This window comes from Rothia sp. CCM 9416, from assembly GCF_048513535.1.
Taxonomy (GTDB): domain Bacteria; phylum Actinomycetota; class Actinomycetes; order Actinomycetales; family Micrococcaceae; genus Rothia.
The window spans coordinates 45,297-66,407 of the sequence record NZ_JBLXXR010000002.1; the positions used below are offsets into that span (position 1 = coordinate 45,297).

At 57.2% G+C, this 21,111-nt stretch carries 10 protein-coding genes; all 10 read left to right on the forward strand.

Going from position 1 to position 21,111, the window contains the following annotated elements; translation table 11 throughout:
• Window positions 1–52 precede the first annotated feature (52 nt).
• The 10 genes from gcvP (at window position 53) to tuf (ending at window position 20,869) form a co-directional block, all read left to right on the forward strand.
• Window positions 53–2,896, forward strand: a complete 2,844-nt coding sequence (gcvP, locus tag ACN080_RS01315; RefSeq protein WP_419112855.1) for an aminomethyl-transferring glycine dehydrogenase — start codon at window positions 53–55, stop codon at window positions 2,894–2,896.
• 134 nt (window positions 2,897–3,030) lie between these two features.
• On the forward strand, window positions 3,031–4,149 hold the full coding sequence (gene gcvT, locus ACN080_RS01320; RefSeq protein WP_419112856.1) for a glycine cleavage system aminomethyltransferase GcvT: 1,119 nt from the start codon (window positions 3,031–3,033) through the stop codon (window positions 4,147–4,149).
• Between the two features lie 128 nt (window positions 4,150–4,277).
• The gene (locus ACN080_RS01325; RefSeq protein WP_419099450.1) at window positions 4,278–5,744 is read left to right on the forward strand and encodes an L-serine ammonia-lyase; all 1,467 of its coding nucleotides are present in this window, start codon (window positions 4,278–4,280) and stop codon (window positions 5,742–5,744) included.
• 346 nt (window positions 5,745–6,090) lie between these two features.
• On the forward strand, window positions 6,091–9,591 hold the full coding sequence (rpoB, locus tag ACN080_RS01330; RefSeq protein ID WP_419099284.1) for a DNA-directed RNA polymerase subunit beta: 3,501 nt from the start codon (window positions 6,091–6,093) through the stop codon (window positions 9,589–9,591).
• A 69-nt stretch (window positions 9,592–9,660) separates the two neighbouring features.
• Window positions 9,661–13,551 carry a DNA-directed RNA polymerase subunit beta' gene (locus ACN080_RS01335; protein WP_419099285.1) on the forward strand — a complete coding sequence of 1,297 codons (3,891 nt, stop codon included), beginning with the start codon at window positions 9,661–9,663 and terminating at the stop codon, window positions 13,549–13,551.
• Window positions 13,552–13,926: 375 nt separating this feature from the next.
• Window positions 13,927–16,017: a neutral/alkaline non-lysosomal ceramidase N-terminal domain-containing protein gene (locus ACN080_RS01340; protein WP_419104856.1), complete on the forward strand. Its 2,091-nt coding sequence runs from the start codon at window positions 13,927–13,929 to the stop codon at window positions 16,015–16,017.
• Window positions 16,018–16,451: 434 nt separating this feature from the next.
• A complete protein-coding gene (rpsL, locus tag ACN080_RS01345) occupies window positions 16,452–16,826 on the forward strand; it encodes a 30S ribosomal protein S12 (protein WP_419099287.1) in 375 nt (124 codons plus the stop codon).
• Window positions 16,826–17,296, forward strand: coding sequence for a 30S ribosomal protein S7 (rpsG, locus tag ACN080_RS01350; protein WP_185174277.1), 471 nt, complete (start codon window positions 16,826–16,828; stop codon window positions 17,294–17,296). The genes rpsL and rpsG overlap by 1 nt, the downstream gene beginning before the upstream one ends.
• A 75-nt stretch (window positions 17,297–17,371) precedes the next feature.
• A complete protein-coding gene (fusA, locus tag ACN080_RS01355; RefSeq protein ID WP_419099288.1) occupies window positions 17,372–19,486 on the forward strand; it encodes an elongation factor G in 2,115 nt (704 codons plus the stop codon).
• 192 nt (window positions 19,487–19,678) lie between these two features.
• Window positions 19,679–20,869, forward strand: coding sequence for an elongation factor Tu (gene tuf, locus ACN080_RS01360; RefSeq protein ID WP_419099289.1), 1,191 nt, complete (start codon window positions 19,679–19,681; stop codon window positions 20,867–20,869).
• Window positions 20,870–21,111: the final 242 nt, after the last annotated feature.

Sequence of the window (21,111 nt, forward strand, 5' to 3'; positions counted from 1 at the left end):
CGTCTACAGGGCACCCTGTAGGCAGGTTTAACTTTTACCTTGGAGAGTTACCATGTCCTTCCTTGACCGCCACCTTGGGCCCCGTTCCGCTGACCAGGAAAGCATGCTTTCCGCCCTCGGCTACGAGTCCCTGAGCGACCTCATCAACGAGGTCATCCCCGCCAACATCCGCCTGGCCGATGACCTTAACCTGCCTGCACCCCTGAGCGAGCACCAAGCCCAGCAAAAAATTGCCTCCTACGCTGCCCTTAACCAGGTCAAGCACCAGATGATTGGAGCAGGCTACTACGATGCCATCACCCCCGCCGTCATCCGCCGCAACATCCTAGAAAACCCCGGCTGGTACACCTCCTACACCCCCTACCAGCCTGAAATCTCTCAGGGCCGCCTAGAAGCCCTCCTCAACTTCCAGAACACGGTCATGGAATTGACCGGCCTGCCTATCGCCAACGCCTCCCTGCTCGATGAAGCAACCGCAGTCGCCGAAGCCGCCGTCATGATGCAGCGAGCCAACCGCAAGGTCAAAAACGGCTTCTTCGCCATCGACTCCCGCGCCCTACCCCAAACCCTGGCCGTGGTACGCGGCCGCGCCCAAGCCCTGGGCATTGACTTCGTTATTACCGACTTTGAAAAGGGCCTGCCCGAGGGCGACCTCTACGGCATCATCATCTCTAACCCGGGCCAGGACGGCCAGGTCCGAGACATCGCCCCGCTCATCCAGGCCGCCAAAGAACGTGGTGCCCTAGTCACCGTCATCGCTGACCTGTTAGCCCAGACCCTGCTGGTTGCACCCGGTCACCAGGGGGCCGATATCGCTGTTGGCTCCTCCCAGCGTTTCGGTCTGCCTTTCTGGTACGGTGGCCCCCATGCCGCTTTCATGGCCGTCACCAAAGGTCTGGAACGCAACCTGCCCGGTCGTCTGGTCGGTGTCTCCAAGGATGCCTTCGGTAAGCCCGCCTACCGCCTGGCCCTGCAAACCCGCGAACAGCATATCCGCCGCGAAAAGGCCACCTCCAACATCTGTACTGCCCAGGCCCTGCTAGCTATTGCCGCAGGTGCCTACGCCGTCTATCACGGCCCCGAAGGTCTGCGCGCCATTGCCACCTGCCTGCACGATAAGGCGGCACGGGTCGCTGAAGCTCTGGCCCAGGTAGGCCTGCACCCGGTCCACGAGACTTTCTTTGACACCGTAGCCTTTGAGGCCCCCGGGCAGGCCGACCAGCTGGTAGATAAAGCCCTGGAAGCCGGAATCAACATCCGCCGCCTCTCCGCTGACCGCATCTCCATTTCGGTGGGCGAATCTCACAGCGAGCAGGTACTCCAAGACCTGGTCACTGCCCTGGGCGGCACCCTGGGGGAGAGCGATGCCTACAAGATTCCTGAAACCCTCTTGCGCACCGATGAGTACATGACCCACCCGGTCTTCCACCTCTACCGGTCAGAAACCTCCATGATGCGTTACCTGCGTTCTTTGGCTGATAAGGACCTGGCCCTGGACCGCACCATGATTCCGCTGGGTTCCTGCACTATGAAGCTCAACGCGGCCTCCGAGATGGAACCCATCTCCTGGCCTGAATTTGCCGGAATCCACCCCAACGTACCCGCTGACCAGGCCGCCGGCTGGAAGGCCCTGATTGAGGAACTCTCCGCCTGGCTCCTTGAGATTACCGGCTACGACGCTATCTCCCTGCAGCCTAACTCCGGGGCATCGGGTGAGTACGCCGGCCTACGCGCTATCCGCGCCTATCACGAAGCCAGGGGCGACACCCAGCGCACCGTGGTCCTGATCCCTATGAGCGCCCACGGTACCAACGCTGCCTCCGCCGCCTTAGCCGGTCTGAGCGTAGCCGGTGTTGCCACCGCACCCGATGGCTCCATTGACGTAGAGGACCTCAAAGCCAAGATCGCCAAGTACGGCGATACCATTGCGGGCATCATGATTACCTACCCCTCCACCCACGGTGTCTTCGAGGAGCAGGTTGTTGAGGTCTGCCAGCTGGTCCACCAGGCCGGGGGACAGGTCTATGTGGACGGCGCTAACCTGAACGCCCAGATGGGACTTGCCCAGCCCGGTAAGTTCGGCGGGGATGTCTCGCATCTGAACCTGCATAAGACCTTCGCTATTCCTCACGGTGGTGGCGGCCCCGGCGTTGGACCGGTTGCGGTGGGTGCCCACCTGCAGAAGTACCTGCCCGGTAACGGTTACCAAGCCGATGAGCAGGGCAAGCTAACCCAGGCACCCCTGCCCATTTCCCAGGCCATGTTCGGTTCAGCCGGTGTGCTACCTATCTCCTGGATGTACATTGCCATGACCGGAGCCGATGGTTTGCGCGCCTGCTCCGAGGTAGCTATCCTTTCGGCCAACTACATTGCCAAGAAGCTGGGCCAACTCTACCCCGTGCTCTACAGCGGCGACACCGGCCTGGTGGCCCACGAATGCATCCTGGACCTGCGAGATTTGACCGCCGCCTCCGGCATCACCGCCGAGGATGTCTGCAAGCGCCTCATGGACTACGGCTTCCACGCCCCCACCCTGGCCTTCCCCGTGCCCGGTACCCTCATGGTCGAGCCCACCGAGTCAGAATCCCTAGCTGAGCTGGACCGTTTCATCGATGCCATGACCCAGATTCACGCCGAGATTCAGGAGGTCATTGATGGCAGGGTGAGCGCCGAAGAGTCTGTACTCCGTAAGGCCCCGCACACCGTTGAGGCCGTCACCGCCGATGAGTGGAACCGCCCCTACAGCCGAAGCCAGGCAGCCTACCCACTCCCGGCCCTGCGCCAGAACAAGTACTTCAGCCCGGTATCCCGTATTGACGGCGCTGGCGGCGACCGTAACTTCGTGTGCGAGTGCCCGCCCATGGAAGCCTTCGACCTAGAAGCTCCGAGCGCTTAAGACGTGCGCCCAGACCCTGGGGCACCTGCCCACTGAGTCCTTCTAGCGACCGAGAGTCTGCCCCGGCTGCCACCGCCCTCACCGGGGGCGGGGCGGCACTCCATCACCCCTTCTTTTTGCCTGAAAGGTTCACCGTGTCACCCCAGAAAACCTCCCTCTACCAGGTCCACGCCGACCTGGGTGCCTCCTTCACCGACTTTGGCGGCTGGGACATGCCCCTCAAATACACCAACGATGTTGAAGAACACCGCGCGGTCCGCTCCGCAGCTGGCCTCTTTGACCTCTCCCACATGGGGGAGTTCCGCGTCACCGGTCCCGATGCTGCCGCCTTCCTGGACTACGCCCTGCTCTCTAATATGTCTATCCTCAAGGTCGGCAAAGCCAAATACTCCCTGCTCCTGAATGAGGCAGGCGGGGTTATTGACGACCTGATCACCTACCGGCTGGGCCAAGAAGAGTTCCTGGTCATTCCCAACGCTGCCAACGTAGCAGTTGATTATCAAGCTATGAGCGCTCGCACCGAGGGCTTTGACGTGACCCTGACCGACGAAACCACTAGCACTTCACTGGTTGCTATCCAGGGCCCTGCCTCCGAGGCCATTGTGCTGGATATGGACCCGTCTGATTCCGAGCTGGTCACCTCCCTGGGCTACTACGCGGCGGTGCCCCTGGAACTGAACGGCGTGAGTGTACTCCTGGCCCGCACCGGCTACACCGGCGAGGACGGTTTTGAGCTCTATGTTGCCAACGAGAGAGCAGCTGAATTGTGGGCGCTGGCCTCCGAGCGCGGACAGAAGCACGGTATTCTGCCCGCTGGCCTGGCCGCCCGTGATTCACTGCGCCTTGAAGCAGGCATGCCCCTCTACGGCCACGAGCTGGGCCTGGACATTACCCCCTTGGAATCGGGCATGGGCAAGCTGGTAGAGATTGCCCTGACCAAGAAGAGCGCAGACTTCCTGGGTCGGGCTGCCCTGGCCGAGGCCGCAGAGCAGACTCCCGCCCGTAGCCTGGTTGGTTTGAAGGCCCAGGGCAAGCGCCCCGGGCGGGCCGGGTCCCAGCTCTTGGACGAGCGGGGACAGGTGATCGGTGAAATCACTTCGGGGATTCCCTCACCGACCCTGGGATACCCCATTGCGATGGCTCTTATAGCCAGTGAGTACGCTCAAACGGGAGCTACAGTCAGCGTCGATATCCGTGGTAAGGTAGCACCTTTCGACATTGTTGAACTACCTTTTTACACCCGCCAGAAGTAAGTAGAGAATCTGGTGAGCGGGTGGCCCCTTGAAAGGCCACCCGCTCTCTTTAAGGAAAGGCCAGAAAGTTCTTGGAGATTGATTACGTCCCTGATTTTTCCCCGGGGCACAAGACGCCCCAGCCGAGTATCCAGAGGCAGGCTGAAGCCCTGGAATATGACATCAGTGTTTTTGAGCTTTTCTCTATTGGTATTGGGCCTTCTAGTTCACACACTGTAGGCCCTATGCGGGCAAGCAACCGTTTTATTGCTGAGCTGATTGATGCGGGCAATCTCGACCGTGTCACCGGTGTGCACATTGACCTGTACGGGTCGCTGGCTGCCACCGGGGCAGGTCACGGAACTATGAGCGCTGCCCTCAAAGGCCTGTGCGGTTTTGTTCCTGAAACTATTGATATCCTGGCAGCTGAAGCGCTCATGGACCGTAACCAGGTCGATGGCACTCTGCCCCTTGCCGGCTACCCATCAGCCGCCTTTGCCGAGGGCGCCCCCGGTGCAGCTACCCCCAAGATAATAGGTCCGGTTGTTAACTACCGCGAGCTGGATATTACCCTGCGACCGCTGACCGTCTTGCCCCGTCATACCAACGGCATTAAGGTGACCGCAAAAGCGGGGGAGCAGGTGCTCTTAGAGCGTACCTACTTCTCCATTGGCGGTGGCTTCATCGTGGAAGAGAATGAGGAAAGTGCTGGCTCTAGCGGGCTAACCCAGGCTCCCTACCCCTTCGGATCGGGTGCTGAGCTGCTGGATATGGCCAACACCGCGGGTCTTTCTATTGCCCAGCTCAAAATGGAGAACGAGAAAACCGTACGGTCCGAAGAAGAAGTTCGCGCGGGTATCCTCCACATCCGCCAGGTCATGAAGGAGTGTATCGGTTCCTCCTTAGAGCGTATGGGGTATCTGCCCGGGCCTTTGAAAGTGCGTTGCCGTGCCAGCCAGTGGCACCGTGACCTCTTGGCTGAGGATCCCCAAAAATCACCCGAGTTCGCTATCGACTGGGTGAACCTCATAGCGCTGGCGGTCAACGAGGAAAACGCTTTTGGCGGCCGGATTGTCACTGCTCCCACAAACGGTGCCTCGGGGATTATTCCCGCCGTCCTGCACTACGCCCTGAACTACGTTCCAGCGGTGCGCCACCGCGGGCAGAAAGTGGTGGATGATGCTGTGGTGGACTTCTTCTTGGCCGCCGCCTCCATCGGTGCGCTCTACAAGAAACGAGCCTCTATCTCGGGCGCTGAAGTGGGTTGCCAGGGTGAGGTGGGGACCGCCTCCTCTATGGCCGCTGCCGGTTTGGCCCAGGTGATGGGCGGAACCAATGAGCAGGTAGAGAACGCTGCCGAGATCGCTATGGAGCACAACCTGGGCCTGACCTGCGACCCGGTGGGTGGCCTGGTGCAGATTCCCTGTATTGAGCGCAATGCTATGGCGGCCTCAAATGCTGTGACTGCGGCCAAGATGGCCCTGCGTGGGGACGGCCAGCATCGTGTTTCCCTGGACCAGGTGATTGAGACTATGCGCCAGACCGGTGAGGACATGTCCCACCGTTACAAGGAGACCTCCATGGGCGGCCTGGCGGTCAACGTGGTGGAGTGCTAGAAGCCAAAACATGGGGGCCGCTACCGTTCTAGAGGGGGTAGCGGCCTTTGGTAGGCAAAGGGGCCTCTGAGGGGGAGGGTTGCACAAAGCGGCCATATTCGGTATAGACAAGTTTGCTGGCTTGCTGTAGTATGAATATTTGCGCTTCCCTAATCTTCTGTGCCTTCATATAGCGGTGGGCAGGTTGTTACAGGTTTTAAGTACGCCCCAGTACCCTCGAACATACTCTAGCTAACCAGCACGGCACAGGTGCCCATTTAGCAAGTTGTCTTTTTCAGGGTTCTTCGCGTACCACCCCTGGCGGGGGAGCGGGTACGAACAGACATGTCTGTGGAAGGATCCCATCTTGGTCGCCTCGAGCACCTCTCATACTAAAGCCGCTAACGGCGTAGATTCGCACAGTCGAATCTCATTCGCAAAAATCGCTGAGCCCCTGCAGGTACCCAACCTGCTGGCGCTCCAGCTCGACAGCTTTGATCAGCTCGTCGGTAACGAACGCTGGGCGGCAAAAGCCGCTGTAGCCGCCGAAACCGGTGACACCTCCGTCAGCCAAACTTCTGGCCTGGCAGATATTTTCGAAGAAATCTCTCCGATCGAGGACTTCCAGGGCACCATGTCCCTGTCCTTCTCCGATCCCGAGTTCGCTGACCCCAAGTACACCATGGAAGAGTGCAAGGATCGCGACGCGACCTACTCGGCTCCGCTGTACGTCAAGGCCGAATTCATGAATAACAACACGGGCGAAATCAAACAGCAGACCGTGTTCATGGGCGATTTTCCCCTGATGACCGAATCCGGCACCTTTGTGATTAATGGTTCCGAGCGCGTCGTCGTTTCGCAGCTAGTCCGTTCACCCGGTGCCTACTTCGAAAAGACCGCAGACCGCACCTCCGATAAGGACATCTACAGCGCGAAGATTATCCCTTCCCGCGGTGCATGGTTTGAACTTGAAATCGATAAGCGCGACCAGGTCGGCGTCCGTCTTGACCGCCGTCGTAAGCAGTCCGTGACCACCCTGCTTAAGGCTCTTGGCTGGAGCGAGGCTAAGATTCTGTCTGAATTCGGTGAATTCGACTCAATCCGCGCCACCCTTGAGAAGGACACCGTCCAGACCCGCGACGAGGCTCTGCTGGATATCTACCGCAAGCTGCGCCCGGGTGAACCCCCGACGGTTGATGCTGCTCAGGCTCTGCTGGACAACATGTACTTCACCCCCCGCCGCTACGACCTGGCCAAGGTCGGCCGCTACAAGGTTAACCGCAAGCTGGGCCTTGATACTCCCGTTAACGATCCTTCTGCTTCTGTTCTGTCTCAGGACGACATCGCGGCTATGATTCGCTACCTGGTCACTCTGCACGCAGGTGGCACCACTATCAAGGGTGTCCGTGACGGCCAGGAAGTTGACGTCCGCGTTGACGTTGATGATATCGACCACTTCGGCAACCGTCGCATCCGTGCGGTGGGCGAACTGATCGAGAACCAGATTCGTACCGGCCTGTCCCGTATGGAGCGCGTTGTCCGCGAGCGTATGACTACCCAGGACGTTGAGGCTATCACCCCTCAGACCCTGATTAACATCCGCCCGGTTGTTGCCTCTATCAAGGAATTCTTCGGCACTTCCCAGCTCTCCCAGTTCATGGACCAGAACAACCCGCTTGCAGGTCTAACCCACAAGCGCCGTCTGTCCGCACTGGGCCCCGGCGGTCTGTCCCGTGACCGTGCGGGCATGGAAGTTCGAGACGTCCACCCTTCCCACTACGGCCGTATGTGCCCCATCGAAACCCCTGAAGGCCCCAACATCGGTCTGATTGGCTCCTTGGCAACCTACGCCCGCATCAATCCCTTCGGTTTCATCGAAACCCCCTACCGTATCGTTCGTAACGGTAAGGTCACCGACGAGGTCAAGTACCTGACCGCCGACGATGAAAAGGGCAACACCATTGCGCAGGCTAACGCCCCCTTGACCGCCGACATGACCTTCTCTGAAGAGCAGGTCCTTTGCCGTGCAGGCGATGGATCCGGTGAAGCTGTTCTGGTTGATGCCTCCGAGATTGAGTTCATGGACGTTTCACCCCGCCAGATGGTGTCTGTTGCAACCGCTCTGATTCCTTACCTGGAACACGATGACGCTAACCGAGCACTCATGGGTGCTAACATGCAGCGTCAGGCTGTTCCCCTTCTGGAGTCTGAGGCTCCCGTTGTAGGTACCGGCATGGAACGCTATGCAGCGATTGACTCCGGTGACTCTGTTCTGGCTAAGAAAGCTGGCGTGGTTTCTGAGGTGTCAGCTGACCTGGTTGTTGTTCGCAACGATGACGGCACCACCACCTCCTACCCGATTCTCAAGTTCCAGCGCTCCAACCCCGGTAACTGCTACAACCACCGTGTTGTTGTTAAGGTGGGCGACCGGGTTGAAGCTCGCGGCTTGATTGCCGATGGCCCCTCCACCGACAAGGGCGAGCTTGCCCTCGGTAAAAACCTCTTGGTTGCTTACATGTCCTGGGAAGGGTTCAACTTTGAGGATGGTATCATCCTGTCCCAGCGCATGATCTCCGATGACGTGCTGACCTCAATCCACATTGAGGAACACGAAATTGATGCCCGCGACACCAAGCTGGGTGCCGAAGAGATTACCCGCGATATCCCCAACGTCTCCGAAGAGGTCCTGTCTGCTCTTGATGAGCGCGGCATCATCCACATCGGTGCAGAGGTTGAAGCCGGCGACATCCTGGTCGGTAAGGTCACCCCCAAGGGCGAGACCGAGCTGACCCCCGAAGAGCGCCTCTTGCGCGCTATCTTCGGTGAGAAGTCCCGCGAAGTCCGTGACACCTCCCTGAAGGTTCCCCACGGTGAGTCCGGAACCGTTATTGGCGTTCGTATCTTTGACCGCGAAAACGAAGACGAAGACCTGCCCAGCGGTGTTAACCAGCTGGTCCGTGTCTATGTTGCTCAGAAGCGCAAGATCACTGTTGGCGATAAGCTGGCAGGTCGCCACGGTAACAAGGGTGTTATCACCAAGATCCTCCCCGTTGAGGATATGCCCTTCATGGAAGACGGCACCCCCGTTGACGTCATCCTCAACCCGCTGGGCGTTCCCGGTCGTATGAACATCGGTCAGGTACTCGAAGTTCACACCGGCTGGTTGGCTAAGCAGGGCTGGAAGATTGAGGGCAACCCCGCCTGGCTCGATAAGCTTCACAACTTCCCCAAGGAAACCGGCCCCACCAACGTGGCAACCCCGGTATTCGACGGTGCCGGTGAAGAGGAACTCTTTGAGCTACTTGATCACGCTAACCCCAACCGCGACGGCGATCGTCTGATTGACCGTTCCGGTAAGGCACGTCTGCTTGATGGCCGTTCCGGTGAGCCCTTCCCCGAACCCGTTTCGGTGGGCTACCAGTACATCCTCAAGCTGCACCACCTGGTGGACGATAAGATCCACGCTCGTTCAACCGGTCCCTACTCCATGATTACCCAGCAGCCCCTGGGCGGTAAGGCCCAGTTTGGTGGTCAGCGCTTTGGTGAGATGGAAGTGTGGGCACTGGAAGCATACGGTGCCGCTTACACCCTGCAGGAAATCCTGACCGTCAAGTCCGATGACGTCCACGGCCGCGTTAAGGTCTACGAGGCTATCGTTAAGGGCGAGAACATCCCCGAACCCGGTGTTCCCGAGTCCTTCAAGGTCTTGATCAAGGAAATGCAGTCCCTCTGCCTGAACGTTGAGGTTCTCTCAACTGACGGTAAGACCATCGAAATGCGCGATGGAGAAGAAGAAGGCTTCCGTGCAGCAGATGACCTGGGTATTGACCTGTCCCACGCAGAGCCCAGCTCTGTCGAAGAGGTCTAACCCCTAAGCGGTTAGATTCCTCATCTGTTCTCAAAGACTTCAAAACACTAGGAAAGAGATAAGGACCAAATGTCCAACGAATCTTCACTTGGTTTGATGCGTATTGGCCTGGCGACCTCCCAGAATATTCTGGATTGGTCCTACGGCGAGGTTAAGAAACCTGAAACCATCAACTACCGAACCCTAAAGCCCGAGAAGGAAGGCCTCTTCGACGAGCGCATCTTCGGCCCCACCCGCGACTGGGAATGCTACTGCGGTAAGTACAAGCGTGTCCGTTTTAAGGGCATCATCTGTGAGCGCTGTGGCGTAGAGGTCACCCGTGCCAAGGTGCGCCGTGAGCGCATGGGTCACATTGAGCTGGCAGCTCCTGTCACCCACATCTGGTACTTCAAGGGTGTCCCCTCCCGTCTGGGCTACTTGCTTGACCTGGCTCCTAAGGACCTGGAAAAGATTATTTACTTCGCCGCCTACATGATTACTCATGTTGACGAAGAAGCCCGCCACGAGGACCTGCCTAACCTGCAGGCCGCTCACGACCGCGATAAGAAGGTCCTGGAGGATCAGCTTGCCGCCGACATTAACCTGATTGCTCGCGAGACCGAAGAGGAACTCGCTCGCGTTGAGGCTGAGGGTGGTAAAGCCGCTGAGAAGCGTAAGCTCCGTGATGCCGCTGAGCGTCAGATGGCTGCGGTTCGTAAGAACGCAGAACGCGAAATCGAGCAGCTCGAGCGCGTCTGGGATCGCTTCAAGAACCTCAAGGTCGCTGACCTTGAAGGTGACGAGTCGCTCTATCGTGGCATGGTCGATAAGTACGGCATGTACTTTGAAGGCTCCATGGGTGCTGAGGCTATCAAGAAGCGTCTTGAGAGCTTTGACATGGAAGCGGAAGCTGAGGCTCTCAAGGACATCATTCAGACCGGCAAGGGTCAGAAGAAGACCCGTGCGCTCAAGCGTCTGAAGGTTGTCAACGCTTTCTTGACCACCGATAACTCCCCGCTGGGTATGGTTCTGGATTACGTTCCCGTTATTCCTCCGGAACTGCGCCCCATGGTTCAGCTTGACGGTGGCCGCTTTGCCACCTCCGACCTGAATGACCTCTACCGTCGCGTTATTAACCGCAACAACCGCCTCAAGCGTCTGCTGGAACTCGGTGCCCCCGAGATTATCGTCAACAACGAAAAGCGTATGCTTCAGGAAGCTGTTGACTCCCTGTTCGATAACGGTCGCCGCGGTCGCCCTGTGACCGGTCCCGGTAACCGCCCCCTCAAGTCCCTCTCGGACATGCTTAAGGGTAAGCAGGGGCGTTTCCGCCAGAACCTTCTGGGTAAGCGCGTTGACTACTCAGGCCGTTCCGTTATTGTCGGTGGCCCCACTCTGCAGATGCACCAGTGCGGTCTGCCTAAGCAGATGGCGCTGGAGCTCTTCAAGCCCTTCGTCATGAAGCGCCTGGTTGATCTGAACCACGCTCAGAACATCAAGTCTGCTAAGCGCATGGTTGAGCGTTTCCGCCCCCAGGTTTGGGACGTTCTCGAAGAGATCATCACCGAGCACCCCGTTCTGCTCAACCGTGCACCTACCCTGCACCGCCTGGGTATTCAGGCCTTCGAACCCCAGCTGGTTGAAGGTAAGGCTATCCAGTTGCACCCGCTCGTTTGCTCCGCTTTCAACGCGGACTTCGACGGTGACCAGATGGCTGTGCATCTGCCTCTCTCACCCGAGGCGCAGGCTGAGGCTCGCATCCTCATGCTCTCCTCTAACAACATCCTGAAGCCTTCAGATGGCCGCCCTGTTGCGGTACCTGACCAGGATATGATTATCGGTCTCTTCCACCTGACCACCGCTCGGGAGGGTGAGAAGAACGAGGGTCGTCTGTTCTCCTCATACGCCGAAGCCATTATGGCTTTGGACCGCCACGAGATTGAGCTCTACACCAAGGTCAAGATCGTTCTTGACGACTTTGTACCCTACGAGGGCTGGGAAGCCCCCGAGGGCTACGAGCCCGGTCAGCCCGTGCTGGTGGAGACCACCGTCGGTCAGGTTATCTTCAACCAGACCCTGCCCGCTGACTACCCCTGGTATACCGGTGTCGCAGACAAGAAGAGCCTGGGTGCCCTGATTAACGATCTGGCTGAGAAGTACCCCATGCACGTGGTTGCTCGCTCACTGGATGAACTCAAGAACACCGGTTTCTACTACGCCTCACGCTCAGGTGTGACCGTTGCGGTTACCGATATCGCTGCGCCTCCCACCAAGCCCGCCATTATGGAAGGCTACGAGGCTCAGGCTGCTAACATCGAGTCCCAGTTCGCTATGGGTCTGATTGACGACCATGAGCGTCGTACCGAGCTGATTGACATCTGGACTAAGGCAACCGATGAGGTTGCTGAGGCTATGAAGGAAAATCTGGCTGAGAAGAACACCACCATTAACCGCATGGTTACTTCTGGTGCTCGCGGTAACTGGATGCAGGTCCGTCAGATTGCCGGTATCCGTGGTCTGGTGTCTAACACCAAGGGTGAAATTATGCCTCGCCCGATTAAGTCTTCCTACCGCGAAGGCCTGTCGGTTCTGGAGTACTTCATCGCTACCCACGGTGCTCGTAAGGGTCTGGCTGATACCGCGCTGCGTACCGCTAACTCGGGTTACCTGACCCGTCGTCTGGTGGACGTTTCGCAGGACGTCATTGTGCGTGAGCACGACTGTGGTACCCACCGTGGTCTGGCTCTGCCCCTGGTTCAGGTTGACCAGGCTAGCGGTGCAGTAACCCTGCACGAGAATGTTGAGTCTTCAATCCACGGTCGTTCACTTGCTGTGGACATCAAGGCTGAGGACGGCACCGTTCTGGCAGAAGCTGGCGCTGACGTTTCAGATATCGTTATTGATGATCTCTTCAAGGCCGGTATCCAGGAAGTTCGTGTTCGCTCGGTTCTGACCTGTGAGTCCGCTGTTGGTGTCTGTGCCCTCTGCTACGGTCGCTCCATGGCTTCGGGTAACCTGGTCGACATTGGTGAAGCCGTCGGTATTATCGCGGCTCAGTCCATTGGTGAGCCCGGTACCCAGCTGACCATGCGTACCTTCCACACCGGTGGTGTCGCATCGGCTGACGATATTACCCAGGGTCTGCCCCGTATTCAGGAGCTCTTCGAGGCTCGCACCCCCAAGGGTGTTGCCCCGATCTCCGAGGTCACCGGTCGCGTCAGCATTGAGGACACTGAGAAGTCCCTCAAGGTTGTCATCACCCCTGATAACGGCGATGATCCTATCGCTTACCCCATTCTGCGTCGTGCCCGCCTGGAAGTTGCCGAGGGTGACCATATCACCGTCGGTACCCAGCTGGTTGCCGGTGCTGTTGATCCTAAGGAGATCCTGCGTATTCGCGGTCCCCGTGAGGCTCAGAAGCATCTGGTGGATGAGGTTCAGGGCGTCTACCGTTCACAGGGCGTAGGTATCCACGACAAGCACGTTGAGGTTATCGTTCGTCAGATGCTCCGCCGTATTACCGTGATTGATTCCGGTGAGACCAACCTGCTGCCCGGTGAGCTGGTTGAGAACGTGGCTTTCCAGAACGCTAACCGTGCGGCAGTTGCTGAGGGTAAGCGCCCCGCTTCGGGCCGTCCCGAGCTGATGGGTATCACCAAGGCATCACTTGCTACCGAGTCGTGGCTGTCGGCCGCTTCCTTCCAGGAAACCACTCGCGTCCTGACCCAGGCTGCGATGGAAGGCAAGGAAGACCCGCTGGTCGGCCTTAAGGAGAATGTCATCATTGGTAAGCTGATCCCCGCCGGTACCGGTCTTGCTCGTTATAACGATATTGAGGTTGAACCTACCGACGAGGCGCGTGAGGCCCTGTTCGCTCAGACCGCGACCCCTTACAACGATTTCAGCTACGCTGAGACCAATGAGGGTGCTATCAGCCCCGAGTTCCAGGCTATTCCGCTGGATGACTACGAGATTCGCTAGTCTCTAGGCCAGGCAGCTTCTAGGCCGCAAAGTTAAGGGCGCTTCTCCACATTGGTGGGGGAGCGCCCTTTGCCCTGTCCGGCAGTTTCTGAGCTGATGGCGGTTTGAGGTTAGCTGGTTGGCCCTCTCTGGGAGAGGAGCTCTGAAAAGGAGGGGGAGGAGGCTTGGCTGATGAGGCGGCGAGCGGTCGATGGACTATCGGTGCGTGCGGAAAGTAACATTCGATCGGGTTTGGGTGCTGACCTGCATCAAAATCGGGGTCTGGCTTTCCTTGCCGTTTTTCTGAGGCTCAAGGGTGTCTGTGGAGGCGTAGTCTATAACCGTACATATCACTCTATTGCTTAGTACAAAGCAATCGCACATATTGAGGTCACCATGATGTCAAAGAAGAGAATAGGGTCGGGGATAGCTACCCTGGGTGCTACGTTGGCTCTTGTCGCCGGTAGCTCTCTGATGCCTGCAGAGGCTGCCAACCAGGTAACCCCCGCGACAGTCAGCGCTGCCAGCGTCTCGGACCTAATCCGTTCTAGTCAGCCAACAGAGCTTAATCCTTTTTTGGTGGGAGCCGGGGTTTCCGATATTACCGGTGAGGTAGCTGAGGTGGGCTTTATTGGCTATGGGACGGCCACACAGAAGGGCAGCGGTCTGCATACTCGTCAGTATGCCCGTGCCTTTGTTGTGATTGATCCGGTAGACGGGCAACGTAACCTGATAGTGGTTTTGGACGCTCTCAGTGGTTGGGGTAGTCTGCGTGAGGCTTTGGTGGATCAGATTCGAGCTGAGTTTGGCCCTGAGTTTTCAGAGGCCAATATCATGATTACAGCCAGCCATACGCATGCCACTCCTGGGGGAGTGAGTAAGGATGCCCTCTATAACATCACTACCTTGGGCTTCCACAAGGCTACTTTTGATGCTCAGGTCACTGGCTCCATGCGCGCTATTCGCCAGGCTCTAGCTGATCTAGCGCCCGGGAACGTCACGGTCTCCCAGTCTGAATTGACCGGGGTCGGTGTCAACCGTTCGGCTGTTGCTCAGCGGCAAGATCCTCCGGAACTTTTGCGGATGTTGACTGATGGTGTAGATCCTTCCAGCACTACTTTTCGGTTCGAGCACAATGGGGTAACCCGGGCGGTTCTCAACTGGTATGCGGTGCATGCTACGTCTTTGACCAACCAAAATACTCTGGTTTCTTCTGATAATAAGGGCTATGCCGAGTACCTGCTAGAGACGGTCGATCACGGGGTGGACCTTAATCAGGAAAGTGATCAGCCTGATTTTGTGGCTGCTTTTGCTAATAGTAGCGCTGGTGATGTCTCACCCAATACCTGGTTGAAACCTGGAATGGGCCCCACCGATGATCAGTTTGAAAACCTGAAGATCCAGGGTAGCCGCCAGGCTGATGCCGTCCGGCAGCAGTTGGCAAACCCCGGAGTGCCCCTTGGCCGGGGCTTGGACTCCCGAATTACGTATACGGATTTCTCTTCAGTAAATGTGAGCCAGCAGTTCACGGGCACTGGTTATGCCGGGCGAACCTGTAATGCTTCCCTGGGTGCACCTTTCGCAGCCGGCAGTGTGGAAGATGGGCCGGGAGCTGATGGTTTCAATGAGGGGGTAAATGCAAATAAGGTGTGGAGCGGCTTTAACTGGCTTGCCTATAGCGCATCCTCGGACTTGACCGCCTGCCAGTACCCTAAGGCAAATCTTTTGGCGGTTCATCAGCAGATCCAGCAAAAGTTACCGGTTCAGGTCATGCGTTTTGGTGACTACTACCTTTTGGGTATGCCCGGTGAACTGACGAGCGCTGTGGGGGCGCAATACCGGCAGGATATGGCAGAACTGTTTGGGGTAGATGTATCTCATATCATTGTTCAGGGCTACACTAATGCTTATAGCCATTATGTGACCACGCCTCAGGAATATGTGACCCAGCAGTATGAAGGCGGAGCAACTGTCTTTGGCATCAACGAGATGGGTGCCTTCCGTCAGGTCTTGCAGACTGTGGGTAGCTCCCTGAAGGAGGGTAGAGAACTGAATATTGGTGATAAGCCTCTTATGCGCAAGCCTATGGAGTCGACTGTCGGCAAGGTCTGGTATGACAGCCCCGGCTGGGGTAACTACTATGGCAAGGTTTTGGCTCAACCGCGTGATACTCATGCTGGGGGCCAGGTAAGCGCTCTCTTTGTGGGCGCGCACCCCAATAATAATCACAAGCTCAACGCTACCTATCTTGAGGTTCAGCGAAAGCAAGGGGACAGTTGGGTGAGGGTTGCAGCCGATAACGACCCCAACACCAAGTTCCATTGGCGGCGGCACTGGGCTGCCCAATCGCGCGTCAGCATTGAATGGCAGGTACCTGAGGAGGCTCTGCCCGGTACTTATCGCCTTGTCTACTACGGTGATTCAAAGCAAGCCAACGGAAAGATTACTCCCTTTACTGGAACCAGCCGGGAGTTTAAGGTCAGCTAGCACCTTGTGACTTCTTGCGGTGCCCGTCCTTCTTTTAGGAGAGGGGCGGGCACCATTTTTGTAGGTAAAGGAGGGTGGAACCTGTCTTAAGTGCCTCATATCACCACGATCGCGGGTTTAAAGCTGAGGTTGAGCAGGCTTTGGGGTAGATTAAAGCGCGCAAAACAGGCTATAGTCATACCTGGAGTACTTAGCAGTGGCGTAAGCTCCTAGCTCAGTACATGACAACCAATGGCAGAATGGACACCGTCCTTTGGCCTTGTTCACTCTCGACTTCGGTCGAAAAGTGATCTTGAGGCCTAAATGCCATTTTTTGTTATGTCTGGGTACATTCTGCTAAGCGTAAGAATTTCTTTTGCACTTATTTCCAAGTTGCAGAAGGCAAGTAAAGCCGGTTGAGCCTAACAGCCCAGCCGAAACCAAACGGAGAACAAGTGCCTACAATTCAGCAGTTGGTCCGTAAGGGCCGTGCACCCAAGGTCGTCAAGACCAAGGCGCCCGCACTTAAGGGCAACCCCATGAAGCGTGGCGTATGCACCCGTGTATACACCACTACCCCGAAGAAGCCGAACTCAGCACTGCGTAAGGTCGCACGTGTTAAGCTCAACGGCGGCATCGAGGTTACCGCATACATCCCCGGTGAGGGCCACAACCTTCAGGAACACTCCATCGTGCTGGTGCGCGGTGGTCGTGTGAAGGACCTCCCCGGTGTTCGTTACAAGATTGTACGTGGCGCACTGGATACCCAGGGCGTTAAGGGCCGCGGTCAGGCTCGTTCACGCTACGGCGCAAAGAAGGAGAAGAAGTAATGCCTCGTAAGGGTCCCGCTCCTAAGCGTCCCCTCGTAAACGATCCTGTTTACGGTTCACCGCTGGTCACCCAGCTCATCAACAAGGTTCTGCTGGACGGCAAGAAGTCAACCGCTGAGCGCATCGTTTATGGTGCACTCGAAGGCGTTGCTCAGAAGACCGGCGCAGATCCCGTAGCAACCCTCAAGAAGGCTATGGACAACGTCAAGCCTTCACTTGAGGTCCGCTCACGCCGCGTTGGCGGTGCGACCTACCAGGTCCCCGTCGAGGTTCGCGCAGGCCGTGCAACCGCATTGGCTCTTCGCTGGCTCGTTGGCTTCTCAAAGCTTCGTCGCGAGAAGACCATGACCGAGCGTCTCATGAACGAGATCCTGGATGCTTCCAACGGTCTCGGTGCAGCTGTGAAGCGTCGCGAAGACACTCACAAGATGGCAGAGTCCAACAAGGCCTTCGCACACTACCGCTGGTAATTTTTTCGTAGCCTGCCGCTATGTACAAAAGTACATAGCGGTAGGCTATCGGAGTTTCTCACAAGGGAGAACAAAGTGGCACTAGACGTGCTTACAGACCTAAAAAAGGTCCGCAACATTGGTATTATGGCGCACATTGACGCCGGTAAGACCACCACAACCGAACGCATCCTCTTCTACACCGGTATTAACCACAAGATTGGTGAAACCCACGACGGTGCGTCAACCATGGACTGGATGGCTCAGGAACAGGAACGCGGTATTACCATTACCTCCGCGGCTACCACCTGCTTCTGGAAGAACAACCAGATCAACATCATCGATACCCCCGGCCACGTTGACTTCACTGTTGAGGTTGAGCGTTCACTGCGCGTCCTCGACGGCGCTGTAGCCGTGTTCGACGGTAAGGAAGGCGTTGAGCCTCAGTCTGAAACCGTTTGGCGTCAGGCTGACAAGTACGAAGTTCCCCGCATCTGCTTCGTCAACAAGATGGACAAGCTGGGCGCTGACTTCTACTTCACCGTAGACACCATCGTCAAGCGTCTGGGCGCAACCCCCCTGGTCCTACAGCTCCCCATCGGCGCTGAAAACGACTTCATTGGCGTCGTTGACCTGCTCACGATGCAGGCCTACGTATGGCCCGGCGATGCCAAGGGCGACGTTACCATGGGCGCTTCCTACGAAACCCGCGAGATTCCTGCGGACTTGGTTGAGAAGGCCGAAGAGTACCGTTCACAGCTGGTTGAAGCTGTAGCTGAGTCCTCCGAAGAACTCATGAACAAGTATCTGGAAGGCGAGGAACTGACCCTTGAGGAAATCAAGGCCGGTATCCGTCAGCTGACCGTCAACAATGAGGCTTACCCGGTTCTGTGTGGTTCAGCATTCAAGAACCGCGGCGTGCAGCCCATGCTTGACGCTGTTCTGGATTATCTGCCCTCACCGCTGGATGTTCCTGCTATGGTTGGTCACCTGCCCACCGACGAAGAGGCAGAAGTAACCCGCAAGCCCTCAGCAGATGAGCCTTTCGCGGCTCTGGCCTTCAAGGTCGCAGCACACCCCTTCTACGGTCAGCTGACCTACATCCGCGTTTACTCCGGTAAGGCTGCACAGGGCCAGCAGGTTCTGAACGCCACCAAGGGTAAGAAGGAACGTATTGGTAAGCTCTTCCAGATGCACTCCAACAAGGAGAACCCTGTTGAAGAGATCCAGGCAGGCCACATCTACGCAGCTATCGGCCTGAAGGACACCACCACCGGTGACACCCTCTGCGATATTGCTAACCCCGTGGTTCTGGAATCCATGACCTTCCCCGCACCCGTGATCTTCGTGGCCATTGAGCCCAAGACCAAGGGTGACCAGGAGAAGATGTCAACTGCGATTCAGAAGCTTTCTGCAGAAGACCCCACCTTCACTGTTTCACTCAACGAAGAAACCGGCCAGACCGAAATTGGCGGTATGGGCGAGCTCCACCTGGACATCATCGTTGACCGTATGAAGCGTGAATTCAAGGTTGAAGCAAATGTGGGTAAGCCCCAGGTTGCCTACCGCGAAACCATCACCAAGGCTGTCGAGAAGGTTGACTACACCCACAAGAAGCAGACCGGTGGTTCTGGTCAGTTCGCTAAGGTTCAGGTTTCCTTCGAACCCGTTCCCCTGGACGCAGAAGAGCTCTACGAGTTTGATAACGTCGTTACCGGTGGTCGCGTTCCCCGCGAATACATCCCCTCTGTTGATGCCGGTATCCAGGACGCAATGCAGCTGGGTATCTTGGCTGGCTACCCCGTAGTCGGTGTCAAGGCTACTCTGATTGACGGCGCTTACCACGACGTTGACTCATCAGAAATGGCCTTCAAGATTGCTGGCTCAATGGTCTTCAAGGAAGGCGCACGTCGCGCTAACCCGGTTCTGCTTGAACCCCTGATGGCTGTTGAAGTTCGTACCCCGGAAGAGTACATGGGCGACGTGATCGGCGACCTGAACTCACGCCGCGGTCAGATCCAGTCGATGGAAGATGCAGCAGGCGTCAAGATCGTTCACGCTCTTGTTCCGCTGTCAGAAATGTTCGGTTACATCGGTGACCTCCGTTCAAAGACCCAGGGTCGTGCCGTCTTCTCCATGGAGTTCGACAGCTACTCAGAGGTTCCCAAGAACGTCGCTGATGAAATCATTCAGAAGAGCCGCGGCGAATAATTCTCGCCCTGGTACGGCTCGCTTAATGTGAGCCCTACCGCTTTTCAAAAAACCTAATAAATGAACCTCTCTGGGTTTCGCCTGACCGGCCTTATCCGCTATTGTGGTAGCTAGACCGCCTTCTATGGCGGAGTGCGCCGGTATCAAACCCGAGTGCAGGTTCTCAAATCTTCTCTATAGGAGGAAAAACTCTTGGCAAAAGCTAAGTTCGAGCGCTCCAAGCCTCACGTAAACGTCGGTACTATTGGTCACGTTGACCACGGTAAGACTACTCTGACCGCTGCTATCTCTAAGGTTCTTGCAGACAAGTACCCTGACCTGAACGAGAAGCGCGACTTCGGTATGATCGACTCCGCTCCCGAAGAGCGCCAGCGCGGTATTACCATTAACATTGCTCACATCGAGTACCAGACCGAGAAGCGCCACTACGCACACGTTGACGCTCCCGGCCACGCTGACTACGTCAAGAACATGATCACCGGTGCTGCTCAGATGGACGGCGCAATCCTGGTTGTTGCTGCCACCGACGGCCCCATGGCACAGACCCGCGAGCACGTTCTGCTGGCTCGCCAGGTTGGCGTTCCCACCCTGCTTGTTGCTCTCAACAAGTCAGACATGGTTGAAGATGAAGAACTTCTCGACCTGGTTGAGATGGAAGTTCGCGAACTTCTGTCCTCACAGGAATTCGATGGCGACAACGCTCCTGTTGTTCGCGTTTCCGCTCTGAAGGCTCTGGAAGGTGACCCCGAGTGGGTTGCTAAGGTTGAAGAGCTCATGGACGAGGTTGACAACTACATTCCCGACCCCGTACGTGAGAAGGACAAGCCCTTCCTCATGCCCATCGAGGACGTCTTCACCATCACCGGTCGCGGTACCGTTGTTACCGGCCGTGCAGAGCGCGGTACCCTCAAGATCAACTCCGAAGTTGAGATCGTTGGTATCCGCCCCATCCAGAAGACCACCGTTACCGGTATCGAGATGTTCCACAAGCAGCTCGACGAAGCTTGGGCAGGCGAGAACTGTGGTCTGCTGCTTCGCGGTCTCAAGCGCGATGACGTAGAGCGTGGTCAGGTTGTTGTTGCTCCCGGCTCAATCACCCCCCACACCCAGTTCGAGGCTAACGTTTACATCCTTTCCAAGGATGAAGGCGGCCGCCACAACCCCTTCTACTCGAACTACCGTCCTCAGTTCTACTTCCGCACCACCGACGTTACCGGTGTTATCACCCTTCCCGAGGGCACCGAAATGGTTATGCCCGGCGACAACACTGAGATGACCGTTGAGCTCATCCAGGAAATCGCTATGGAAGAGGGCCTGGGCTTCGCAATCCGCGAAGGCGGCCGCACCGTCGGTTCAGGTCGCGTAACCAAGATCATCAAGTAAGTCTGACTTACCCTAAGATCTGCAACTACCCCTAGGGTAGAAGCGCAAGGGCTGGCCCCGCAGAGTAATCTGCGGGGCCAGCCCTTTTACATTGTGTAGCCTTTTGAGTCCTTGCATCTTGGAAACCTCTGATCTCAGGGAGGCTCTTTGAGGGGTGGCTCTAGCAGGGTACCTGTTAACATATGTGGGTCTGAACACTTCAAGAAAGAAAATCTTGCTAAGAATAGATAACTCTGGCATGA

Excerpts from the sequence above, each read along its gene's own strand:
- gcvP (WP_419112855.1), top strand. The coding sequence starts at position 53 with ATGTCCTTCCTTGACCGCCACCTTGGGCCCCGTTCCGCTGACCAGGAA.
- ACN080_RS01335 (WP_419099285.1), top strand. The coding sequence starts at position 9,661 with ATGTCCAACGAATCTTCACTTGGTTTGATGCGTATTGGCCTGGCGACC.
- ACN080_RS01340 (WP_419104856.1), top strand. The coding sequence starts at position 13,927 with ATGATGTCAAAGAAGAGAATAGGGTCGGGGATAGCTACCCTGGGTGCT.
- rpsG (WP_185174277.1), top strand. The coding sequence starts at position 16,826 with ATGCCTCGTAAGGGTCCCGCTCCTAAGCGTCCCCTCGTAAACGATCCT.